Below are 22565 nucleotides of genomic sequence, written 5' to 3' on the forward strand. Positions count from 1 at the left end.
CGAAGCGGTCGGCGGCGAACCCGCACCGAGCAGGGCGGCGGCGATCAGGCCGATCAGCGCGAGCAGCGCCATCGGGGCCATCCGGGCCATCGGGCCGAGGTGCCGCCGCGTGAAACGCTTGCCCATGCCAGACCTCCGCCGCTCGGGGACACGCGGGCACGGACGTGTATCCGCTCCGCTCGCACCGTACGTGTCAGGAACCGCTCGCACCGTACGTATCAGGAACCGCTCGCACCGCACCTATCAGGAACCGCTCACACACACCAGCGAACCGACGGCATGGGCGGCCAGGAGCCTCCCACCGCCACGAGCAGCACGCCGCCGCGCCGCTCCCCTACATCCCTGGGCTACCGCGTCATCCGGTCGATCAGGCGGGCGAGTTCGGTGACGTACGGGGGCTCGAACAGGGTCAGGTGGTCTCCTTCCAGGGTGTGGGGGGTCAGTTGGGCAGGGGCGCAGACGCGGGACCAGGAGCGGATCGCGGTGTGCCGGAAGTCCGCGTCCTGTTTGTCGGCCTGGACGAGTGCGACCGGGCCGGCGTACCGCGACGGGCGGTAGGCCCGGGCGGCCCGCAGATGGGCGCGGTTGGTGCGCCGTCGGAGGGCCAGCCGGAGCGCCTCGGCGGCGGTCATGTATTCCTCCGCCGCCACAGGGCCCGGCTTCTCCAGCTCGTCACCCCCGTCGTCCCCGTCGTCCTCCTCGAACTCCGGGAGCTGTGCGGAGAGGTAGCTCTCCACCAGGAAGACCATCTCCACGGGTTCGCCCCGCAGTTCGAGCAGCCGGGCCATTTCGAAAGCCACCAGCCCGCCCATCGACCAGCCCAGCAGCAGATACGGGCCGGTCGGCGCCACCGCGCGTACCGCCGTCAGATAACGGGCGGCCAGCGCCTCGACGCTCCGGTCCTCGTCGGCACCGTCCGGCGTCGTCTGGAGGGCGTACAGCGGGCCCCGCAGCTCGGGGCAGGCGGCGAGATGGCGGAAGCCGGTGGCCTCGCCGCCCGCCGGGTGGACGCAGAAAAGAGGCGTGCCCTCGCCTCGGGGCCGCAGTGCCACGATGCCGTCCGGGAGGGCGAGTGGCACGGCGTCGCCCGCCTTCAGCAGCCGGGCCAGGTGCCTCGGTGTGGCCGCCCTCCCCTGCCCCGGCTGCGGTTCCGAGAACAGGACGGGTACCGGAAGCGCGGTGTGGAACTCCCCGTTGAGCCGTGCGATCAGCCGTACGGCCAGCAGGGAGTGGCCGCCGAGCTCGAAGAAGTCGTCGTCCGCGCCGACGGGGGCGACGTCGAGCAGGTCCTCGAAGACCCGGGCCACGGCGGCCTCCACCGGGTCGGTCGACGGCGTGCCGACTCCGCCCGGCGACGAGATCGGGGACCCGGTCCCGTCTGCCCGGACGAGTGACCGCACCGCGGCTTGGTCCACCTTGCCGTTCGGGGTGAGGGGTATCGCCCCGGTCCTGGCATACGTGGCCGGCACCAGTTGCGCCGGCAGCCGCTCCGCCAAGTGGGCGCGCAAGGCCCGTGGCGTGGCGGCGGGGACGTCGTCGGCGACGACACAGGCGGCCAGGTGATCGCCGCGTTCCTCGTCCGCGACCAGGACGACCGCGGCGTCCCGCACCGCGGGGTGCCGCAGCAGCGCGGCCCGGATCTCCTCGGGCTCCACCCGTACCCCGTTGACCTTGAGCTGGTCGTCCACCCGCCCCAGATACCGGATCAGGCCGTCCGGGCCGACGCAGGCCAGGTCGCCCGAGCGGTACAGGCGACTGCCGGGTTCCGGTGAGAAGGGGTGCGGTACGAACCGTTCGGCGGTGGCGGCGGGGGCGTCCAGGTATCCACGGGCCAGGCTCGTGCCGCCGATGTAGATCTCCCCCGGCACGCCCACCGGCACCGGGGTGAGGTCCCCGTCCAGGACGAGGACCTCGGCGTGGTCCATGGGCCGGCCGATGGGCACGGGGCCGGGGCCTTCGTGGGCGCCCATCTCGTGCACGCACACGCCGACAGCGGTCTCGGTCGGCCCGTACTCGTTGAAGATCCTCGTCCCGGGGGCGTTTGCCGTCCAGGCCTCGACCGCGTCCCGGTCGAGGGCCTCACCGCCGAGGACGAGCGAGCCGGTGGTGCCGGCCAAGTCCGCCGGTGCCACGGACTGGTTGACCACCTTCAGGTGGGACGGGGTCAGCTTGAGCAGGTCCAGGCCGGTCCGGTCCGCCAGGTCCACGGAGAGGGCGAGGGCGTCGCGCCAGGCGGGGTCGAGGAGGACGGGACGACCGGTGACCAGCGGCAGGAACAGACTCGTGACGGTGAGGTCGAAGCCGATCGAGGAGTGCGCCATCGCGCCGCCCTCACCATCCCTGCTGCCGCCGCCCTCGCCATCACCGCTGCCGCCGCCCCCGCCACCACCGTTGCCACCGCCCTCGCCATCACTGCCGCCGCCAGCACCAGTGCCATCACCGCCGCTACCGCCACCACCCCTATCACCGAGGCCGCCAGTCCCAATGCCCGTACCGCCACCGGCACTCCGGTCGCCCACCCCCTCTCCCCCGTCGTCGTGCACGGCGCCTGGAGCGAGGTACGTCCGAGCGCTCCACAGCAGGTAGTCGCACACGGCCCGGTGGGGCAGCATCACCCCCTTCGGTGTCCCGGAGGAGCCGGAGGTGAACATGATGTACGCGAGATGGTCCGGCCCCACCTCGCACGGCCGCCCTGGTTCCGCCTCCGCGTCCGTGCCGCCGGGCGGCAGGTCACGCAGGTCGACGCACGCGACGCCCTCGGCCGTCACCGCCTCGTCCGGCCGGTCGGTGAGCAGCAGGCGGCATCCGGCCCGTTCCAGCAGTTCCCGTGAGCGCAGGGGCGGCAGCCACGGATCGAGCGGCACATACGTCCCGCCGGCCTTGAGCACGGCCAGCAGCGCCACGACCAGCGCGGCCGAGGGGGTAGCCAGCACCCCCACCGGGGTCTCGACCCCGACGCCCCGGGCGCGCAGCACACCGCTCCACCGGTTCGCCCGCGCGTCGAGTTCCCCGAAGGTCAGCCGATCGGTTCCGGCCACGACGGCGAGGGCGTCCGGGGTGCGTCGGGCCTGCCGTTCGACCAGCTCGTGCAGGCACCGGCCCGCCCTGGACTCCGGGCGGCGGGCCGGCAGCCCGTGCGGGAGAGGGACCTGGCGCACGGGCATGGCGGGCGCGGCCAGCGCCCCGGCGAGCAGTGTCGCGTACTGGTCCGCGAGCACCCGTACATAGGCGTCGTCGAACTGACGGCCGTCGTAGTGCCAGGTCGTACGCCCGTCCTTCGCACCCAGCGCGCAGACCAGCCGCAGGGCATGGGGCTCGGTCTCGACGTCGTCCCAGGCCACGGTGAAGGTGACGCCGTCGGCACACCGCGGTGCCGGGACGTCCGTCCAGGCGAAGCCGATGTCGCGCCCGGCCTGCTCCCCGGCACCGGAGGAAGGGGCGTCCTGCCGGGCTTCCTCGGCGTCGGTCAGGGCGCGGTCCGCGCGGGCGGCGAGGGCGTCGAGGACCACACCGGGGTCGATCCGCGCGGTGACCTCGGCCCACTGCGCGAAGGGGCCGACGACGGTGGCCGTCTCCTCGAACTCCCGGCCGTCGAGCAGCGCGTCGACCGTGACGTCGGGCTGTCCGCCGACCCTGGCCAGCAGCATCTGCCAGCAGGCGAGCAGCACAGCTCCCGGACGCACACGGCGGCGCAGCGCGTAGGCGTGGACGGCGTCCGTGACACCGTCCGGCAGGGGCGCGGTGACGGTACGCCGATCCGATCGGCCGGCGCCGGGCGGCCGACGCAACGGCAGCGGTAGGGGCAGGGGCAGCCGTGCGGCGGGGCCGTCGGGGCCCGGGGACGGTGGCTGCTCGCCGAATTCCTGGTACTGCCACTCGGCGAACTGGCTGTACTGCAGCACCTCGTCGGTGGGCGGTGTACCCGCGTACCGCTCGGCCAGCTCGTCGACGAGCAGCCGCAGCGCCCGGCCGTCGGCCGCCAGGGCGGTGGTGGTGAGCAGCAGGGCGTGCCGACGGGAGCCGAGGGTGAACAGGGCCGCCCGCAGCACCGGATCGTCCGGCCCGCCGTGCGGCAACTCCCGTCGGACGCAGGCCTCCTCCGCGATCTTGTGCGGGCGCGCCGTCTCGTCCAGGTGCGTCAGATCCTCGTGGGTCCAGCGCGGGCCCGGCCGGTCCGCGTCGTGGACGACGAGCAGCGCGGTGCGGGCGCCCGGTACCGGCCGGTGGGTCGAGCGGAGGTTCTCGTGCCGGGCCACCGTGTCGCGCAGCGCGGCCGTGAGCCGGTCCGTGTCCAGCTCGCCGTCGAGGGTGACGAGCACCTGGGCCCAGGACGGCACGCCGAGTCGGGCCAGCTCCCACAGCCGCTGTTGCCGGAACGACAGCCGGTACCCCTCGACCTGCCGCGGCTGTTCCGTCTCCGCCGTCACCGGTAGCTCACCATGTCGCCCATGGCGACGAGGAGTTCGCGCTCGCCGCGGAAGGGGTTGCGGGCATGGGCGGTGAGGATGTTGTCGAGCAGCAGCACGTCTCCGCGCTCCCAGGGGAAGGAGACCTCCAGCTCCCGGTAGACCCGCAGGATCTCGTGCATGGCTTCGTCGGGTATCGCGGTGCCGTCGCCGAACCGGCAGCTGCGCGGGAGTTCCTCGGGGGACATGGTGGCCAGCAGGGAATCCCGTACGTCGGTGGAGAGACAGGCGGTGTGCCAGTGCTGTGCCTGGTTGAACCAGGACCACTCGCCGGTGCGCGGATGGCGCAGCACGGCGGGCCGGACGGCCGTGGTGCGCAAGCGGTCGCCGTGCCACTCGTGGCGCAGGCCCTGCCGGGCGCAGCGGGCCTCGACCTCGGCCCGGTCCCCGGTCCTGAAGACGTCCCGCCAGTCGAGTCCGAGGCCGGTGCCGTAGGTGCGGAGATACATGACCCCCTTGGCGGTGAACTCCTCGCGCAGCGCCGGGTCAAGCGCCCGGTGGACGGCGCGGCTGTCGACCACGGGTGTCTCGCCGCCGGAGTCGGCCGGGCGGGCGCAGCAGAACCAGATGCGGGTCGGGCCCTCGTCGTTGAAGGAGTTCTCGTTGTGCCACAGGAGCTTCTCCTCCGGTGGGAAGAACACCGGCGTGTAGACGTTGCCGCCGAGTGCGGCGCGCGGGTGTTCGCCGTTCTCGCCGAAGAGGTGGTCGACGAACACGGAGGCGAAGCGCTCCAGGGCGTCCGGGTCGGTGACGGAAAAGCCCCGGAACAGGAGCGCGCCGTGCCGTTCCAGGTCGGTGTCGAGCCGGCTGCGGTGGGTGCGGGCCCAGGCCACCAGGTCGACGTCGGCGCGGGCCGGCCGCAGCACGAGCGGCAGGTCGGCGCCCTCTCGCAGCGGCTCCCGTACGACCATGTCGTCCGGGGCCACGGCGACCTTGGTCGGCTTGATGCCGCGCAGGGCACCGGGGCCTCGTCGCCTCGGGCGGCCGGCCGCTTCGCGGGCCGCCGTCGGCAGGGGCGCGTCGGCGATCGAGGCGTCCGGGCGGGCGGCCATGTCCGCGGCCAGCGTGACGTACTGCTCGCGCAGTTCCGCCATCGTGGACGCGTCGAAGAGGTCGGGGTCGTAGTTGAGGAATCCGGCGATCCCCTCGTCGTCGTCCTCCAGGACGAGGGTGATGTCGAAGCGGCTGGTGTCGATGAGGTCCACGGTGAAGGGGCTGATCCGCGCCCCGGCCATGGTGTCGGCCGCCCGCCGGTTGCTGTTGAGCACCAGCTTGATCTGGAACAGCGGGCTCTGGTTGCGGGTGCGGGGCGGGCTGAGGGCCTTGGCGACCTCCTCGAACGGCAGGTCCTGGTGCGCGTAGGCGTCCAGGGCCACCTCCTTGGTACGGCCGAGCAGTTGCCGCCAGGTCGGGGCGCCGGTGAGGTCGGCGCGCAGCACGATCTGGTTGACGAAGAAGCCGATCAGCGGTTCGGTCCTGCTGTCGGAGCGGCCGGCGACGTCCGAGCCGACCACCAGATCTGTCTCCCCGGTCCGCCGGTTCACCACCGCGTACAGGGCGGCGAGCAGCGCCATGAACAGGGTGGCGTCCTCCTCCCGGCACAGCGCGCGCATCCCGTCCGCGGCCGGGGCCGGGATCCGGAAGCGCAGGCTCTCGCCCCGGTGTTCGGGGTGGGCCGGGCGCGGCCGGTCCAGGGGCAGTCCGGGCAGGTCGAGGATGCCTCGCAGGCGTGCCGTCCAGTGCTCCACCAGGTGGTCGAAGTGCCCGGCCTCGGCGAGCCGGCGCTGCCAGATCGCGTAGTCCGCGTACTGCACGGGCAGTTCGGCCGGCCGGGGCGGGCGCTGCTCGCGGACCGCCGTGTACAGCTCGGCCAGTTCGTCCAGCAGGACGGTGGCCGACCAGCCGTCCACGGTCACATGATGGGCCGTCAGCAGCAGGACGTGGTCCGTCGGGCCGAGGCGGAGCAGCCCGGCCCGCAGTACGGGCCCGGTGGCCAGGTCGAAGGGTTCGGCGTACTGCTCCTTGGCCAGCCGGCGCGCCTGCGGTTCCCGCTGCTCCGGCGGGAGCGGCGTCAGGTCGGTCAGCGGAAGGGCGGGCGGCTCGGCGGGCAGCACGGTCTGGAACGGCTGCCCGTCCCGGGTGGTGATCACGGTCCTGAGCACCTCGTGCCGCCGTACGACCCCGGCGAGCGCCCGGCGCAGCAGGTCGACGTCTAGTTCGCCGGTCAGCCGGACGAAGACCGGGAAGTTGTACTGGGCGGTGCCCGGGTCCATCTGGTGGAGGAACCACAGGCGTTCCTGGGCGAACGAGGCCGGTACGGGCCCCTCCCGTTCGACGGGGGCCAGCGCGGGGAGCACGGGCCGGTTCTTCTCGGCGACCAGGCCGTCGACGAGGGCCGACAGGGCGGCGAGGGTGGACGCGTCGAACGGGCCGCGGATCGGCACCTCCACCTCGAACTCCTCCCGCAGCCGGAACACGAGCCGGAAGGTGAGCAGGGAGTGCCCGCCGAGGTCGAAGAAGTCGTCCTCGGCGCGGATGCCGTCGCGGTTGAGGAGTTCGGTCCAGATGGCGGCCATCCGCCGTTGGGTGGGGGTGAGTTCGGTTTCCGGCCGCCCGGATGCGCCTGTTTCCTCGGGTATCTGCGAAAGGTCGGCGAGCGCGGCGCGGTCGATCTTGCCGTTGGCGTTGAGCGGGATCCGGCGCAGCACGATGTACCGGGTGGGGAGCAGGGGCGCGGGCAGCCGTCCGGCGAGCCGGGACTCGATCCCGGGCAGGGCGGCGAGCGCCGCGGGGCGCCACAGCGGTGCGGTCGCGAGCCGGTCCGGTTCCATGGCGGTGACGACGGGCGGCAGCACGGGCGGGGGCGTTCCCCGGCGGTGCAGCAGCAGGTCGTAGGAGCCGTCGGGCCGTCCCTCGGCCCAGCTCGGTTCGGCGTCGTATCCGTGCCGCGCGGCCAGGCGGCACAGCTCCTCCGGGTCGGCGCCCGGCCGTACGGTGTCCGGCGCCGTGCCGGAGAGGCGGGCCAGCAGCCGCAGGTCGGCCGTCAGCCGTGCGTTGGGGATGGCGCGCAGCACGAGCTGGTCGGGGCGCTCGGCGCCGAGCAGCGCGTCCAGCCCGTCCGGGTCCAGACCCTCCGCCTGCCAGTCCCGCTCCCCCGGTGTCGCGGTTCCGGGGCCGGTTGCCGGGTCCTCGTCCGCCGTGTCCTCCCCGGTGACGGTGAGGATGGCGTCGTAGCGGTACCGGGTCAGTTCGTTGTCGGCCGTTCCCCGCTTGGGCAGGACGCGCACCGAGGTGATCCGCGGCCACCGCGCGGTCAGCGCGCCGAAGAGCCGGGGGTCGAGGCAGAGTTCGTTCTCGGTCTCCACGCCCCAGGCGGTCTCGGCGCGCAGGACGGCGTCGGGGGTGCCCGGTTTCGCCCGGTGGGCCGCGACGGAGGCGTGGAAGGCGTCCAGGAGGGCGAGGTTGCGCAGGTCGCCGAGGAAGATGTGCCCCCCGGCGGGTAGCGCGTCGATCGCCTGCTCCAGGACGGCCGTCAGGTGGTCGACGGACGGGAAGTACTGGACCACGGAGTTGAGGATCACGGTGTCGTACGTCTCGCCCGGGCGGATCGCGCGATGGGCGGGGTCGGCCCGCAGCCCGATCCGTCCGGGGGCGTCGACGGCGGTGGCAAGTCCGTGCCGCAGGCGTTCGACGACCTGCTCGGACAGGTCGACGCCCTGGTAGAAGTCGCAGTCGGGGGCGATCCGGGCAAGGATCAGGCCGGTGCCGCAGCCGATCTCCAGGGCCCGGCGCGGACGCAGCGCGCGGATGCGCTCGACGGTGGCGTCGAGCCACTCGCGCATCGCGTCGGTCCCGATCGGCTCGCCGGTGTAGCTGCTGTTCCAGCCGGCCAGGTCGAACGACGGGTCGGCGGGACGCTCCGCGCTGCCGTAGGTGTCCTCGTACAGCGTCCGCCAGTGACTCACCCAGTCCGTCTCGGCCGCCGTGTCCGCCGGTGCGCCGGCGTCGGTGTCCGGGCTGACGAAGGCGACCAGTCGCCGGGACTCGGGGGTGGGGCCGTGCGCGATCACGGCGGCCTCCCGGACCGCCGGGTCCCCGGCCAGCGCGGCGGCGACCTCCTGCGGCTCGACCCGGTGGCCGCGGATCTTGACCTGGTCGTCGAGACGGCCGAGGTACTCGAGGTCCCCGGCGGTCGTCCGGCGCACCCGGTCACCGGTCCGGTACAGACGTCCGCCCGGCTCGTCGCCGAAGGGGTCGGGGACGAAGCGCTCCGCCGTCAGGCCGGGGCGGTTCCAGTACCCGTGGCAGACGCCCGCCCCGCCGACGTACAGCTCTCCGGGCGCGCCCGGTGGCACCGGGTTCAGCGCCTCGTCCAGCACGTACAGCCGGGCGTGGTGCACCGGCCTGCCGATGGGCACCCGGCCGAAGCCGCCGACCGGGTGCGCGCTGTCGTACGCCGCGCAGGCCACGGCGGTCTCGGTGGGGCCGTACTCGTTGACGATCCGGGGTGCTTCGGCACCCGTGCGCCAGGCCGCGAGCCGCTCCTCGTGCAGTTCCTCGCCGCCGACGACCAGGGTGCGGGTCCACTGCCCCGCACGCGCGGGGGCCGGGGAGTCCTCCAGCATGTTCAGGTGCGAGGGGGTGAGCTTGACGAAGCCGAGGCCGGTGTCCGCCGCCGCCGAGGCGCGCAGGCCCTCGCCGGGTGTGCCGCGGTCTTCGGCGAGCAGCAGGCGCCGGCCGGCCAGGAGCGGGGCGAACAGGCTGGTGACGGTCAGGTCGAAGGCCAGCGAGGAGTGCACGGGGACGGCGCCGTCCGCCTCGGGCGGCAGGTAGGTCTCCACCGCCCACAGCAGGTAGTTGGCGACCTGGCGGTGGGAGAGCATGGCGCCCTTGGGCCCGCCGGTCGAGCCGGAGGTGTACATCAGGTACATCAGGTCGTCGGATCCGCCGTCGCCCTCCGGGGGTGCCGCGGTCGCCTCCTCGGCCAGCCGGTCCGGGTCGGGCACGACGACCGGGACGCCGGGGTCCTGGGGCGGCTCGTCGGTGACCAGCAGGACGGCCTCGCTGTCGCGCAGCATGTACGCGCGCCGGGCCGGCGGGTAGGCCGGGTCGATCGCCACGTACGCGGCGCCGCTCTTCAGTACGGCGAGCAGCGCGACCACCGCCTCGGGTGTGCGGGGCAGCAGCACCGCGACCGCGCGGCCGGGACCGGCGCCGAGGCCGCGCAGCCGGTGGGCGAGGCCGTTGGCGTGTCGATCGAGGTCCCGGAAGGTCAGGTCGGCGCGGCCCGGCGCGGACACGGCCACCGTGTCGGGGGCGGTGCGCGCCCGTGCGGCGAAGAGCCGGTCCACGCGCATGTCCTCGGGGCGGGCGGGGGCCGCGCCGCGGCCCTCGCGCAGGAGTTGGTCGTGCTCCTCGGCCGTCAGCAGCGGCAGTTCACCGGTCGGCGTGTCGGGGGCGGCGGCCGCGGCGGCGAGCAGGACGCCCAGCGACCGGGCGAGCCGCTCGCCGGTCGCGGTGTCGAACAGGTCCGTGGCGTGGATGAGCCGGCCCTCCAGTCCGGCGTCGGTCTCCCACATGTTCAGGTCGAGGTCGAAGCGGGCGGCGTCGTGGTCCAGGTGGTCCAGCGGGGTGAGACCGATCCCGCCCGGCAGGGTGCGCACGGGACGCAGCGGTGTGTTGTGGAGGGTGAAGTTGACCTGGTAGACCGGGTTCCGGCCGGGGCTGCGCTGCGGGTGCAGGCGCCGGGCGACCAGGTCGAGGGGCACGTCCTGGTTCTCGTACGCCTCCAGGCACGTGGTGCGGACCTCGGTGAGGAAGTCCGCGAAGGACGTCTCCGGTGCGACCCGCGAGCGCAGCGGGACCGAGTTGGCGAAGAAGCCGACCAGATCGTGGAAGCCGCGGTACCGCCGGTTGGCGACGGGGGTGCCGACCACCACGTCGTCGTGGCCTCCGTACCGGGCGAGCACGATCTGGAACGCGGCGAGCAACACCATGAACAGGGTGCTGTCGGTGCGGGCCGACAGTTTGCGCAGCTCATCGGTGACGCGCGCGGGGACGGTGAACGCCGTGGAAGCGGCGCGCCCTTCGGGACGCTCGGGCCGGGGGCGGTCGGCGGGCAGCGGCATCGGGTCCGGGGCTCCGGTCAGCCGGCGCTCCCAGTAGTCGAGTTGGGCGGCGGCCTCGTCGCCCTCGGCCCACTCCTCCTGCCAGCGGGCGTACTCGGCGTACTGGACGGTGTGGACGGGCAGCCGGGGCTCCCGCCCCTCCAGGCGCGCCCCGTAGGCAGTGCCGAGGTCGTTCAGGAGGACGCCCAGCGACCAGCCGTCGACGACCGCGTGGTGGAAGGTGAGCGCAAGGACCGCGTCGTCGGCGGCGACACGCAGCAGCAGGAACCGCACCAGCGGCCCCTCGGCCAGGTCGAACCGCTCCCCGGCGTCCACCCGGGCGAGCCGCTCGGCCTCCGCCTGCCGCTCGGCGGCGGGCAGTGCGGTCAGGTCGACGACGGGCAGCGCGCGGTGCCGGTGCGGCAGGACCCGCTGCACGGTGCGGCCGTCCCGGACCGGCAGGACGGTGCGCAGGGCCGCGTGGTGGCGCAGCAGGTCGTTGAGGGCGGCTTCGAGGGCGGTGTCGTCCAGCGGTCCGGTGAGGCGGTGCACGACGGGGCTGTGGTAGGCCGGGCTGTCCGGATCGAGCCCGCACAGGAACGCCATCCGGCGCTGGGTGAAGGACGCGGGGGCCTCGCCGTCATCGTCCAGGGCGGGCAGCCCGGTCGGGGCGCCCTTCTGCCACAGCCGTTGGCGCAGCAGGGCCCGCTGTCCGGCGGGGAGGCGTTCGATCCGGCCCCGCAGTTCCGCCTCGGTCGCGTCGGTCGTCCTCGTCGTGTGCGTCATGCGGTTCCCCCCGCTCGTCCCTCGGCGCGCCGGGATTCGGCGAGCCGCTCCAGTTCGGCCACCAGGCCGTCGAGTTGTGCCGAGCCGTCGTCCGCTTCCTCGCTCGGCCGTACGGCCGCCGCCCCGGCGGTGGCCCGCTCGACCTCGACGGCGAGGCCGGCCAGGGTCGGCACGTCGAACAGGGTCCGCAACGGCAGGGCCACGCCGAGCCGTTCGCGGACCGAGGTCCGCACCACCGAGGCGAGCAGCGAGTGGCCGCCGACGAGGAAGAAGCTGTCGTGCACCCCGAAGGACCGCACCCGCAGGGCGTCCGCCCAGATCTCCCACAGGGCGCGTTCCGTCGCCGTCCTCGGCGCCACCGTGCCGGCGTCCGGCGGGCCGGCCGCGCCCTCGGTGAGACCCGGCAGAGCCCGCGCGTCGATCTTGCCGCTGGGTGTCGTGGGCAGCGCGTCGAGCAGGACGACATGGCCGGGCACCATGTGCGACGGCAGCCGGCCCCGCAGCGCGCCCAGCAGTTCCGGCGGGGAGGGCCGCCGCCCCGGCGCGGGGACGACGTAGGCGACGAGCCGCCGGTCCCCGGCGACGTCGACCGCCCGTACGACGCATTCGCGCACGTCGTCACGGACCAGCAGGGCGGCCTCGACCTCTCCCGGCTCGATGCGGTAGCCGCGGATCTTCACCTGCTGGTCGGCCCGGCCGAGGAAGTCCAGCGCCCCGTCCGGGAGCCTGCGCACCAGGTCGCCGGTGCGGTACATCAGGGCGCCGGGCCGGGCGGCGAACGGATCCGGCAGGAAGCGTTCCGCCGTGTGGCCCGGGCGGCCCAGGTAGCCCCGGGCGACGCCCGGTCCGCCGACGTACAGCTCGCCGGTCACCCCGATCGGCACGGGGCGCAGGTCCGGGTCCAGCACGTGCAGCGTGGTGTTGGTGAGGGCGGAGCCGATGGGCACGCTCGGGGCGTCCTCGGGGAGCCGGTCCACCAGGTGGGTCGTGGAGAACGTCGCGTTCTCGCTCGGGCCGTAGCCGTTGTGCAGGTGGGCTGGGGGTGCGCCGCCGCGCAGCACCGCGCGGGTGCGGCGGGGGTCCATCACCTCGCCGACGACGAAGAGATGGCGCAGTCCGCCGAAGGCCCTCGGGTCGATGTCGGCCACCCGGTTGAAGAGGGTGCCGGTGAGGGCGACGATCGTGGGCCGCAGCTCGCGCAGTGCGGCCAGCACCTCGTCGGGCCCGAGGGGCTCGTCGCCGGGCAGCACCTCCACCCGTGCGCCGTTGCACAGCGCCCCCCACACCTCGAAGGCGGTGATGTCGAAGGCCGGGTCGCCGAGGTGCAGCAGGACGTCGCCGGGGCCGATGGACACGTAGTCGGTCACGGTGATCAGCCGTACGACGGCCCGATGGGGTATCCCGACGGCCTTGGGCCGCCCGGTCGAGCCGGAGGTGTGCACCACGGCGGCCAGCCCGAGGGGGTGGGAGCGGGCGGGTGGGAGCGGGTCGGCCGCCGGAAGCCCTTGCCGCGCAGGGCCGGTCGCTGCGGTCTGTTCCGCGTCGGTGAGCCGCAGGACGGGTACGCCCAAGTCGTGCAGCCAGGCGGGGGGTTCGGCGCGGCTGAGGACGGCCGAGACGTCGGCGTCGGCGGCCATGCCCCGCAGCCGTTCCTCGGGGTGGGCCGGGTCGAGGACGAGGGGGGCGCCGCCGGCCAGGAGCACGCCGAGCATGCCGGTGACCAGGTCGGCGGAGCGCCGCATGTGCAGGGCGACGACGGAGTCCTGGGTGACGCCGGCGGCGATCAGACTCCGGCCGACGCGGCCGGCCCGCTCCCGCAGCTGGGCGTACGTCCAGGTGCCGGTGCGCTCGGTGAGGGCGAGGGCCTGCGGGGTGCGGTCCGCCCAGACGCGGAACAGGACGTCCACGGTGGCCGGTTCAGGCAGCGGCCGTTCGGTCGCGTTCCAGGCGTCGAGCCGGGTCCGGTCCTCGGGCGACAGCACCGGGATGTCCCCGATCCGCCGGTCGGGGTTCTCGGCGAGGGCGGTGAGCAGGGCGCGCAGGGCGCTCGCCATGCGGTCGGCCGACTCCGGCAGCCAGAGGTCGGACGCGAGGCGCAGCTCGGCCCCGAGGCCGCCCCGTCCGTCGGCGCCTTCCTCGTCGTCGGTCACCGTGCACAGCAGGTCGTAGGGGACGCTCGCGTCGTCCAGGGTGAGCGCGGACGTGGTGCACCCCGCCGCGGTGAACCCCGTACGCCGTGCGCCCGTCACGGCGAACACCGCCTGGCAGAGCGGGTGGCGGCTCAGGTCCCGCTCCTGGCCGTGGAGTTGGACGAGCCGCCCGAAGGGGACCGCGGCGTGCCGCTCCGCCTCGTCCCGGGTGCGCGCGACCCGGCGGACCGCTTCCCGTAAGGAGGGGCGGCCCGTCAGATCGGCCCGCAGCGGGAGCAGGTCCTCGTACGGCCCGAACGCCGTCCGCGCGGCCTGCGGTGGGCGCCGGTCCACGGGGGTGGCGAAGGCCACGTCGGGTCGGCCCGTCCAGCGCGCCAGCAGCACGGCGAAGGCGGCCGCCATGACCGCCCACGCGGGTATGTCCTCCTCGTGGGCGAGCCGCCGCAGGGCCTCGGTGTGCCGGGCGTCCAGGAGCAGCGCGCGGAGCGTCGCCCGGTGGGTCGGCGTCCTCGGCCGGGTCCGGTCGAGCGGCAGATCGAGCGGCTCGAAATCCTCCAACTGCCGTTTCCAGTACGAGATTTCTCCGTCCGAAGCTTGCCTCTCCAGGGCCGTCGGATCCGCGTACGAGGGCGACTCGGGCGGGAGCTGCTGCCGCTTCTCGCCCAACGCCGCGTAGTGCTGCGCCAGTTCGCGTTCCAGCACGGTGAGCGAGGTCCGGTCGGCGACGATGCGGTGGGCCGTGAGCAGCAGCACGTGCCGCTCCTCGCCGGTGCGCACGAGGGTGGCGCGCAGCGCGGGCCCGCGGTCGAGGGCGAAGGGCCGTGCGCTCTCCTCGGCGAGCACACCGCGCAGTCGCGCCTCGGGCGTTGTTGCGCCCCCGATGTCCAGTCGCCGCAGCGGTACCTCGGCCGTGGCGCGGACGGTACGGCGCGGCCCGTCCCCGCGGTCGTCGAAGGTGCTGCGGAGCAGCTCGTGGCGGCAGGCGCAGTCCCGCAGCGCGGCCGCGATCCGCTCGGCGTCGAGTGGGCCCTCGACGAGGGTGGCGGCGGACACGTGGTGGACGGGGGCGCCGGCGGCGATCTGCTCCAGGTACCAGAGTCGTTCCTGGGCGTGGGAGAGCGGCAGCCGGGGTGCCTGGGCCGAGTCGGCCGTCGGTCGTGTTTCCAGGTCGTCGTGCACGATGGCCTTCCCTGGTTCGCGGTACGGCGGGTGCGGTGAGGGGGCCGGGGAGTCAGCCCGTCCGGTCGGCGCCCTCCGCCGGCGGTGCGTCGTGGTCGTCCTGTCCGCCCTGTGCGCCTTCCCGCAGGCGACGGCGCAGGCTCAAGGGGCGCATGTCGGTCCACACGTCCTCGATGTGTGCGAGGCAGTCGGCCTTCGGTCCTGTCCTGCCCGCGTCCGACCAGCCGGCCGGGTTGTCCCGGTCGGCGGGCCAGATGGAGTACTGCTCCTCGTGGTTGACCACGACCTTGTACGGCCGCTCGTCATCGTCGGGCTTCGGTGTCATCCCCGTGGCTCTCCTCTCGTGGTGGCGACGTGTCGGCGGGCCGCGTCCGCCGGGGCGGTACGGCGGTCTGTTCCGGGTGGCGCTGGCGGATGGGGGTGAAGGCGGCGGCCACCACCACGGCCAGGAAGACGACGGCCACCGCGGTGAGCGGCCCGCGGGTCCCCAGCATGCCGACCAGGGCGGTGAGCAGGGCGGCGCCGAGGGGCGCGAGGCTGCCGTGGATGGTCCAGAACGCCGAGGTGACCCGGCCGAGCAGGTGGTCCGGCGTGACCTGTTGCCGCAGGGACATCGAGCAGACCCCCGCGAGCGCCATGCCGAAGGAGTACAGACAGATCGTCACGGCCGCCACGGACACCCGCCCGGTACGGCCCAGCACCAGTACGGACACCGAGCACAGGCTCAGCGCGCCGAGCCAGCAGCGGCCGAACCCCCAGGAGCGGCGCAGCCGGGCGGTCGCGGCGGCGGCCACGCAGGTGCCGATTCCGGCCAGCGCGAGGACGTAGCCCACCGTGCGTTCGTCCTGTCCCAGCCCGTGGCGCAGGTGGTAGATGAACACGTCGGTCATGCCCAGGCTGAGGAAGGTGGTGACGGTCAGCAGCACGGTGAGCGCCCGCAGCACCGGCGTGTGCCACAGGAACGCGGCGCCGATCCGGAAGCCGGCGAGCCCGTTCCGGGCCCGGCCCGCCTCGCTCTCGGTCTCGCTCCTGTCGGCCGGTGGCCGCGCGGTGGGCCTGAGCCTGATGAACACCAGGCCCACGAGGGAGATGCCGAAGCTGCCCGCGTTGATGGCGACGGCGGCCGTCGGCCCGAAGAACCCGGCCACCACACCGGCCAGCGCCGGGCCCGCGATGTACGCGATCGCGTTCGTCGCCTCCAGCCGGCCGTTCGCCGCGACGATCTGCTCCTTGTCGACGAGGTTCGCCACGGCGGTCACGTACGTGATCTTGAACAGCATCTCGAACACCGAGGCCAGCGCCATGACCACGTACAGCAGCCAGATCTGCGGGCTCAGGGCCCAGCAGAGCGGGATCGCGCCGTACAGCACCAGCCGGGCGGCGTCGCAGAGCATCAGCAGCCGCCGCCGGTCGAAGCGGTCGGCCCAGGAGCCGCCCACCAGGCCGGTGAGCAGCGAGGTGGCGCCCGCGACGGCGGTCAGCAGTCCCATCTGCGCCGCCGAGCCGGTGGTGTGCAGCACCAGCAGCGGAAGCGCCACCAGGGAGAAGGCGTTGCCGACCTCGGACAGCGCCTGGACCGCCCAGAAGACGGAGAAGTCCCGGTTGGACCGGAGCGAACGCGCGACCATGTGGGGGTGTTCCGTCCTGGGGCTAGCGGTCGGGGGTGTACGGCTCCGCCATGGCGACCGCGATCCGGCGGGGCCCCGTGAACGGCTCGCGGCCGTGCGAGACCAGCATGTTGTCGATCACCAGGACGTCGTCCGCACGGTAGTCGAAGCGGGTCGACGCCGCCCGGTAGCAGGCCCGGAGATGGTCCATGACGTCGTCCGGGATCGGTTCGCCGTCGCCGTAGTACGTCTGGCTGGGCAGGTTCTCCTCGCCCAGCATCTCCAGCAGCCCGCGCCGGACCGACTCCGGCAGCGTGGTGACGTGGAAGACCGTCACGTGGTTGAACCACACCGGCTCCCCGGTCGCCGGATGCCGGCGCACGGCCTCGCGGACCGCCCGGGTGCGCAGGCCGCCGCCGGGCAGCCACGTCGCCTCGATGCCCCGCTCCCGGCAGTACCGCTCGACCTCCGCGCGGTCCGCGGTGGCGAACGCCTCCTGCCACGGCAGGCCGACCAGGTCGCCGTAGTTGCGTACGACCGTCCAGCCGCGCCGGACGAACTCCCGGCGCACCTCGCCGTCGACGGCCGCCAGCACCCGGCGGGTGTCGGCCAGCGGGGTGGCGCCCCGGGTGAGCGGCGGGCGCACGCAGTGGAAGTACAGCGTGAGCGGCCAACTGGCCTGGTAGGAGTTCTCGTTGTGCAGGAAGATCTCTTCGCCGGGCGGGTAGTCGGTGGACGTGTAGACGTTCCCCTTGATCACGCTGCGCGGGGAGGAGCGCTCGGTGTAGGGCAGTGGCTCGCCGGAGAGCGCACGGACGATGTCCGCGAAGCCGTCGGGGCCGCCCACGTCGAAGCCGCGCAGCAGCAGCGCACCGCGGTCGCGGAGCGCGGCCCGCAGGTCCCTGCGCCCGGCGCTCAGCCGTGGCCCGGCCGGTTCGCCGTGCCCCTCGACGACCAGCGGGAGCATCGGGGTGGCCCCGACCGTCATCGTGGTGCCTCCGACAGCAACGGCAGCAGCCGCCGGGCGCCGACCGCGGCGGGCTCCTGCCGGGGCGGCTCCTCGGTCTCTCCGTCCGCTCCGGTCAGCACCAGGCTCATCACCCGGCCGTTCTCCGTGAAGAGGTACCGCTGTTCGGTGAGCGCGTCCAGGCGCCGCCGCAGGTCGTCGGGGCCCTCCGGCCAGTCCTTGGCCAGTTGCTCGGGCTTGGCCGGTGAGGACAGCCGGCGCAGCAGCCGACCGGTGGCCGCGTCGACCGGGCGTTCCTGGAGAGTTCCGGATCGGGAGTCCCGGACCGTGAGCCGGCCGTCGTCACCGGCGACCAGCCGCAGCTCGCGGCGGGCCGCCCCGTCCTCCCCGGACCGGGCCGCGCGCCACTGGGCGATCAGTCCGCTCAGCTCGTCGTGCCACTCGACCGCGTCGAGCATGTACGGCGCCAGGTTCTGGTCGGCGAAGAAGTACGCGAGGTCGGCCAGCGCCGACTCGTCGAAGGGATACGTCAGGGAGTAGTAGTCCACCGGCTTCAGGTCGAGCCCGTACTCGTCGCTGCGCTTGAAGTAGGGGCTGAAGCGGTCGAAGCGCACCATGTACACGCCGTGCGGCGGCACCAGGTGGACGAAGTCGCGCAGCTCCTCGGCGTACTTGCGGTAGACCTCCGGGCCCTCGCCGGGGAAACCGATCAGCAGGTTCCACTCGGGCTTGATCCCGAACTCCTCGCAGTTCTTGAGGAATTGGAGGTTCTGGAACGCGGTCGTGCCCTTGCCCATGAGCTTGAGCGTCGAGGACGACAGCGCCTCGATGCCGGGCTGTACGACGGTGACGCCCGCGTCCGTCATGGCGCGCAGGTCCTGCCGGCTCAGCGGGAGCTTGACCTCGTAGAAGATCTCGGCCCCCGGCGGCGGGTCGAGCCGGGGGAACACGTCACGCGGGTAATTGCGTGGCATGACATTGTCCGTGCAGAAGAGCGAGGTGTAGGTGGGCGCGAAGCCGAACAGCCACTCGAACTGCTGGACCGCCAGGTCCGGCGCCATGGCCCGGAAGTCCATGCTTTGGCCGTTGAGGCCGCAGAAGGTGCAGTGCGAACGCTGCCCCCACCAGCAGCCGCGGGACGTCTCGAAGAACAGCATGGGTTTGCTGGTACCCGAGCGCCGCAGCTCGGGATGGCCTTCCAGCGCCTCGAAGAAACTGTCGTAGTCGGGCAGGAAGAAGTCGTCTATATCGCGATCCGCACCGATGGCCTTGCGGTAGCGCGAGTCTCGGCAGTTCCGCTCGGAGAGGATTCCCGGAACGGCGTCGGCGCGCTCCAGGTCCTGATCGAGGACACACCGCAGGAACTCGCCGAAGGTGTTCAGCGCGGGCCCGGAGAAGACGAAGTCGACGGCCGGCACCTGCTCGGCGACCACCGAGCCCATGGGCGCCTCGCAGTTCGCCCCACCCAGCACGACGAGCGTCCGCGGGCTGCGCTCCTTGATCAGCCGCGCCAGGGCGATACTCGGCACATGCTGGGCGAACATCGAACTGAACCCCACGATGTCGGCCTGATCGAGCCGGTAGCGGTCGATCAGTTCCTCGCAGAACTCCCGCAGTCCGTCCCGCGCCGACAGGATCCGCTCACGGAAGTCCGCCCATCGGGCGCCCCGGTAATAGCGCTGGAAGTATTCGGTGGCGGTGTCGGCCTCGCCGGGAAAGGCGATGTGCCGGAACAGCCAGTCCCCGATTCCCGTGTCCACGTGGTCGTGGCTCACGGAGAGGTCTTCGTACAGACGTGTCCCGAAGAACTCGGCCATGTCCTGGTTGAGATAGCACACGTGCGCTCGCGCCCGGTCCTCGAACTCCCGCTGAACGAGAGTGGACAACTGCCCCAGGGCGAATGAGGGACGATTCCAGTCGGCGAATGGCATGTTCACTAAAGCGACATGCAACAATTGCGGCCTCCCCGTGATCATTCATTCCGAGTCTAGTCGCGCCGTGGCTCGACTCGGCAGAGACGTTCAGGCCAACGGGGATTGCGGCGGACGCGGGGTGAGTTCCGACGGGACCCGGGTTCTCTGTCTGCCGCCACACAGAGGCGTTCACCGTGGTCGGACGTGTGTTCGCCGAAGAGTGCACGCGCGTGGCGGCCGGCCCGCACGCGGGACCACGTGGTCGGGGGCGGGGGGATGATCCGGCCAAGCGCACCACATATGTGCGCCGGCGGGCGCGGGCCCGCGCCGCACGCCTTGCCGCTTTCTCGTCCCCCCTGACCACAGCCCACTCCCGCTCGCACGGCGTCGTCGAACCCCTGTCAAGACGGCCTTGGCGGAACTGGTCAGCTGGTGGGGACGCCCTCCCGGAGGGCGCCGGCGGTTCCGCTCCCACCGCCGCCACCAGCCGTCTCTTCCCGGCCGCCGGCCGCCCCTGCGGAGGCGGGACGTTCCGGCCGCCGGTCACACGAGGCACGTTGGACCACACCAACCTCTGGCATATGTGACAACGGCATTACCGTGACCTGCGGATCTCCCCTTTCCCCTGACACAAAGTGATCCAATTTGATCGTATCTCAGCCTGTCTTGATAACAACGTAGGTTGATCATTCACGGTTGAGGCCCTCTCGTTGCGCGTGTAGCGTCGCCGAGGTCGACCGAAGAAGGTCATTTTCGGCCCATCCCGCCGAAACAAGTGCATCCAGCCAATTCCGCCTCGCCCCCTCCTGAATACTTTCGGTTTGTCCCACGCCAGAGAAGGGACGCACGGTGCACGCACCTCACGGGGAGCACTTTCCGCTGCTCCCCGCACAGTCGAGAACCTGGAACGCACAGATCGGCGACCTCACCAATCCCGTCTTCTCCATCTGTGACTACTTGGAGATCCGCGGCGCGGTGGACCCCGATCTCCTGCGCGCGGCACATTTACAGGTCGAGCGCGAAGCCGACGCGCTGCGCCTGGGAATCATCACGGTGGACGGTGAGCCCCGCCAGTTCGTGCACCCGGACCCGACTCCCCTGCGCTGGGTCGACCTGAGCGCACGGAGCGATCCGGCCGCGGCGGCCGCGGCCTGGATGGAAGAGGACCTCCACCGTCCGGTGGACCCGGTCAGGTTGTGCGCCGCCGCCCTCCTCAAGACGGCGGACGACCGCTTCCTGCTGTACTGGAAGGTCCACCACGCCGTCGTCGACGGCTGGAGCCTCGCACTGATCTTCAACCGCGTGGCAGCCGTCTACAGCGCCCTGGCAGAGGGGCGGAGTCACGAGAAGGGGATGCTGCAGCCCTTCGAGCGGCTACGGGAGAGCGAGGCCGCCTACCGGGAGGGCAGACGATTCCTCGCGGATCGAGGGCACTGGCACGGCAAACTGGCGGGCCCCCCGGAGCCCGTCGGCCCCTCCCGTCGCCGGGCCCAGGTCACCGCGGGCCGACGGCTCCGCCACGAGCTGACGCCCGATCGGGTCGCCCGCCTGGGAGAGGTCGCGGAGAGCCTGGGCGTGACCTGGTCCGATCTGGCCATCAGCACGATGGCCGCGTACGTGGGCAGCACGATCCGGCTGCCCGAGGTGCTCCTCGGGCTCCCGACAGCCGGCCGGCTGAGTCCGCGGGTGCGCAACGCCGTCGGCATGACGACGAACATCCTGCCGCTGCGGGTCCCCCACGACGACGGATCGTCCCTGGCCGAGCACGCGCGACGCGTCTCGCGGGAAGTGCGCGAACTCCTGTCGCACTCGCGCTATCCCACGGCCGAGTTGTCGCGGGAGATCGCCGAACAGGGCGGCAGCGGACGGCTGTGGGCCGCGATGGTCAACGTCATGCTGTTCGACCACAAGCTGGACTTCGCGGGAGTCCCGGCGATCCAGCACACGGTTTCGCTCCCCCTCACCGTCGACATGACGCTCTACCTGATCCAGACCGCGTCCGACGGGACCATGGAACTCATCCTCGACACCCACCCCGACCTGTACAGCGCCGCCGAGACCGAGGCGCATCTGGCGAGGCTGCTCTCGATGTTCGACGCGATCGAGAAGGCCGGTCCGCACACGCCCCTCCACGCCCTGTGCCCCGCGCCCGAGCGGCCCGGCGCCAGCGGGGCCGGTGCGACAGGGCCCCATGCGACACGACCCGGTGCGACACGGCCCGGTGCGGCGACGGGCTGACCACGCGGCGACCCGAGCAGAGCCGAACCACGAACCGGCCGCGGCCGGCCCCGGACCGGGCCGGACCGGGCCGGACCGGGCCGAGCCGAGCCGAGGGCGGTGTGCCGCGAACACACCCCGCCCGTACGCGCCCTCGGCACACGCGCACCTTGCGTCGCGATCGGAAAGGAGGCAGGAGCATGGACGCGTCCGCAGGAGAGACGGCAGTCCCTCGTTCGTCCCGGCATCAGGAGGCCGCTGATCTCAAGGCAACGCTGAAACACCTGCGCACCGAGCCCCGGGGCTGGGTGTTCTCCCTCAAGCTGGCGCTGTGCGCCGCCCTCACCGGGGCGGGCATCGCGCTGGCGCTGCAACCGATCCTCTGGTGCCGGATCCTCGGCGTCATCCTGACCGGTGCCATGTTCGCGCACGCCGCGGAGCTCCAGCACGAGACGCTGCACAACCTGGCCTTTCGCAGCCGCCGGGCGAACACCGTCAGCGGCATCGTCCTCGGCCTGCCCATGCTCATCTCCTTCGCCGCCTACCGGGCCACCCACATGCGCCACCACCGCGATCTGGGCACCCCGATGAACCGCGAGTTCTTCGACTACGGCGACCAGTACGGCGCGCGGGGGGACCGCTCGCGACTCGCCGTCGCTCTCGACCAGGTCGTTCGCTTCTCCATGGCCCACCACTACGTGTTCTTCGTCGTGAATCTCGGCCGCTCGCTCCTGGGCAGGGACATTCCCGGCGAGAACGCCGTGGTGTCCCGCAGGATCCGACGGGACCACTTCCTCGCGGCGGCCGGCGTCGCCGCCTTGGGCGCACTGACCTGGTGGACGGGCCAGGCCGTGATCCTCTGGGTGTGGCTGCTGCCGCTCCTGCTCGTCGCCGCTCCGGTGCACGCGGTGATCGAACTGCCCGAGCACTACCAGTGCGAGACCCTCAATCGGGATCCCTTCGCCAATACCCGGACCATACGTTCCAATCAGCTCGCCATGTGGTTCACGAACGGCAACAACTACCACGTCGAACACCATTTGATGCCGAATCTTCCGATCGAGCGGCTGCCCGCTCTCCACACCGAGGTCCGGGACCGCATCCGGTACTTCCACACCGGATATCTCGACTTCTTCGTGAAGCTGCTCCGCAAGTGATCTCAAAAGGGGTGAG

The 22565-nt window shown here is 72.8% G+C and carries 9 protein-coding genes; 2 read left to right on the plus strand and 7 right to left on the minus strand.

Annotation, left to right across the window (positions count from 1 at the left end; genetic code table 11):
• Window positions 1-347: 347 nt before the first annotated feature.
• Genes ACZ516_RS13210 through ACZ516_RS13240 form a run of 7 tightly spaced genes read right to left on the minus strand, consistent with a single transcriptional unit; the run spans window position 348 to window position 19238 of the window.
• Window positions 348-4427 carry a non-ribosomal peptide synthetase gene (locus tag ACZ516_RS13210; protein ID WP_469010096.1) on the minus strand — a complete coding sequence of 1360 codons (4080 nt, stop codon included), beginning with the start codon at window positions 4425-4427 and terminating at the stop codon, window positions 348-350.
• Window positions 4424-11359: an amino acid adenylation domain-containing protein gene (locus tag ACZ516_RS13215; RefSeq protein WP_469010098.1), complete on the minus strand. Its 6936-nt coding sequence runs from the start codon at window positions 11357-11359 to the stop codon at window positions 4424-4426. The genes ACZ516_RS13210 and ACZ516_RS13215 overlap by 4 nt, the downstream gene beginning before the upstream one ends.
• Window positions 11356-14688, minus strand: coding sequence for a non-ribosomal peptide synthetase (locus ACZ516_RS13220; protein ID WP_469010099.1), 3333 nt, complete (start codon window positions 14686-14688; stop codon window positions 11356-11358). Before ACZ516_RS13220 ends, ACZ516_RS13215 begins: the two co-directional genes overlap by 4 nt.
• Window positions 14689-14740: 52 nt before the next feature.
• Window positions 14741-15013, minus strand: a complete 273-nt coding sequence (locus ACZ516_RS13225; RefSeq protein ID WP_469010101.1) for an MbtH family protein — start codon at window positions 15011-15013, stop codon at window positions 14741-14743.
• Window positions 14991-16316 (minus strand): MFS transporter, encoded by a 1326-nt coding sequence (locus tag ACZ516_RS13230; RefSeq protein WP_361081974.1) that lies wholly within the window; start codon window positions 16314-16316, stop codon window positions 14991-14993. The genes ACZ516_RS13225 and ACZ516_RS13230 overlap by 23 nt, the downstream gene beginning before the upstream one ends.
• A gap of 22 nt (window positions 16317-16338) precedes the next feature.
• Entirely contained in the window at window positions 16339-17283 is a 945-nt protein-coding gene (locus ACZ516_RS13235) for a TauD/TfdA family dioxygenase (protein ID WP_469010102.1), read from the minus strand.
• Window positions 17280-19238 (minus strand): RiPP maturation radical SAM C-methyltransferase, encoded by a 1959-nt coding sequence (locus ACZ516_RS13240; protein WP_469010104.1) that lies wholly within the window; start codon window positions 19236-19238, stop codon window positions 17280-17282. Before ACZ516_RS13240 ends, ACZ516_RS13235 begins: the two co-directional genes overlap by 4 nt.
• Before the next feature lie 786 nt (window positions 19239-20024).
• On the opposite strand from ACZ516_RS13240, the gene ACZ516_RS13245 reads away from it, so the two are divergent.
• Both ACZ516_RS13245 and ACZ516_RS13250 read left to right on the plus strand, forming a co-directional pair.
• Window positions 20025-21413 (plus strand): condensation domain-containing protein, encoded by a 1389-nt coding sequence (locus ACZ516_RS13245; RefSeq protein ID WP_469010105.1) that lies wholly within the window; start codon window positions 20025-20027, stop codon window positions 21411-21413.
• A gap of 179 nt (window positions 21414-21592) precedes the next feature.
• Complete coding sequence (locus ACZ516_RS13250; RefSeq protein WP_469010106.1) at window positions 21593-22549, plus strand: fatty acid desaturase family protein; 957 nt, start codon at window positions 21593-21595, stop codon at window positions 22547-22549.
• Window positions 22550-22565: the final 16 nt, after the last annotated feature.

The sequence above is a fragment of the Streptomyces sp. NPDC034037 genome (genome assembly GCF_055575715.1).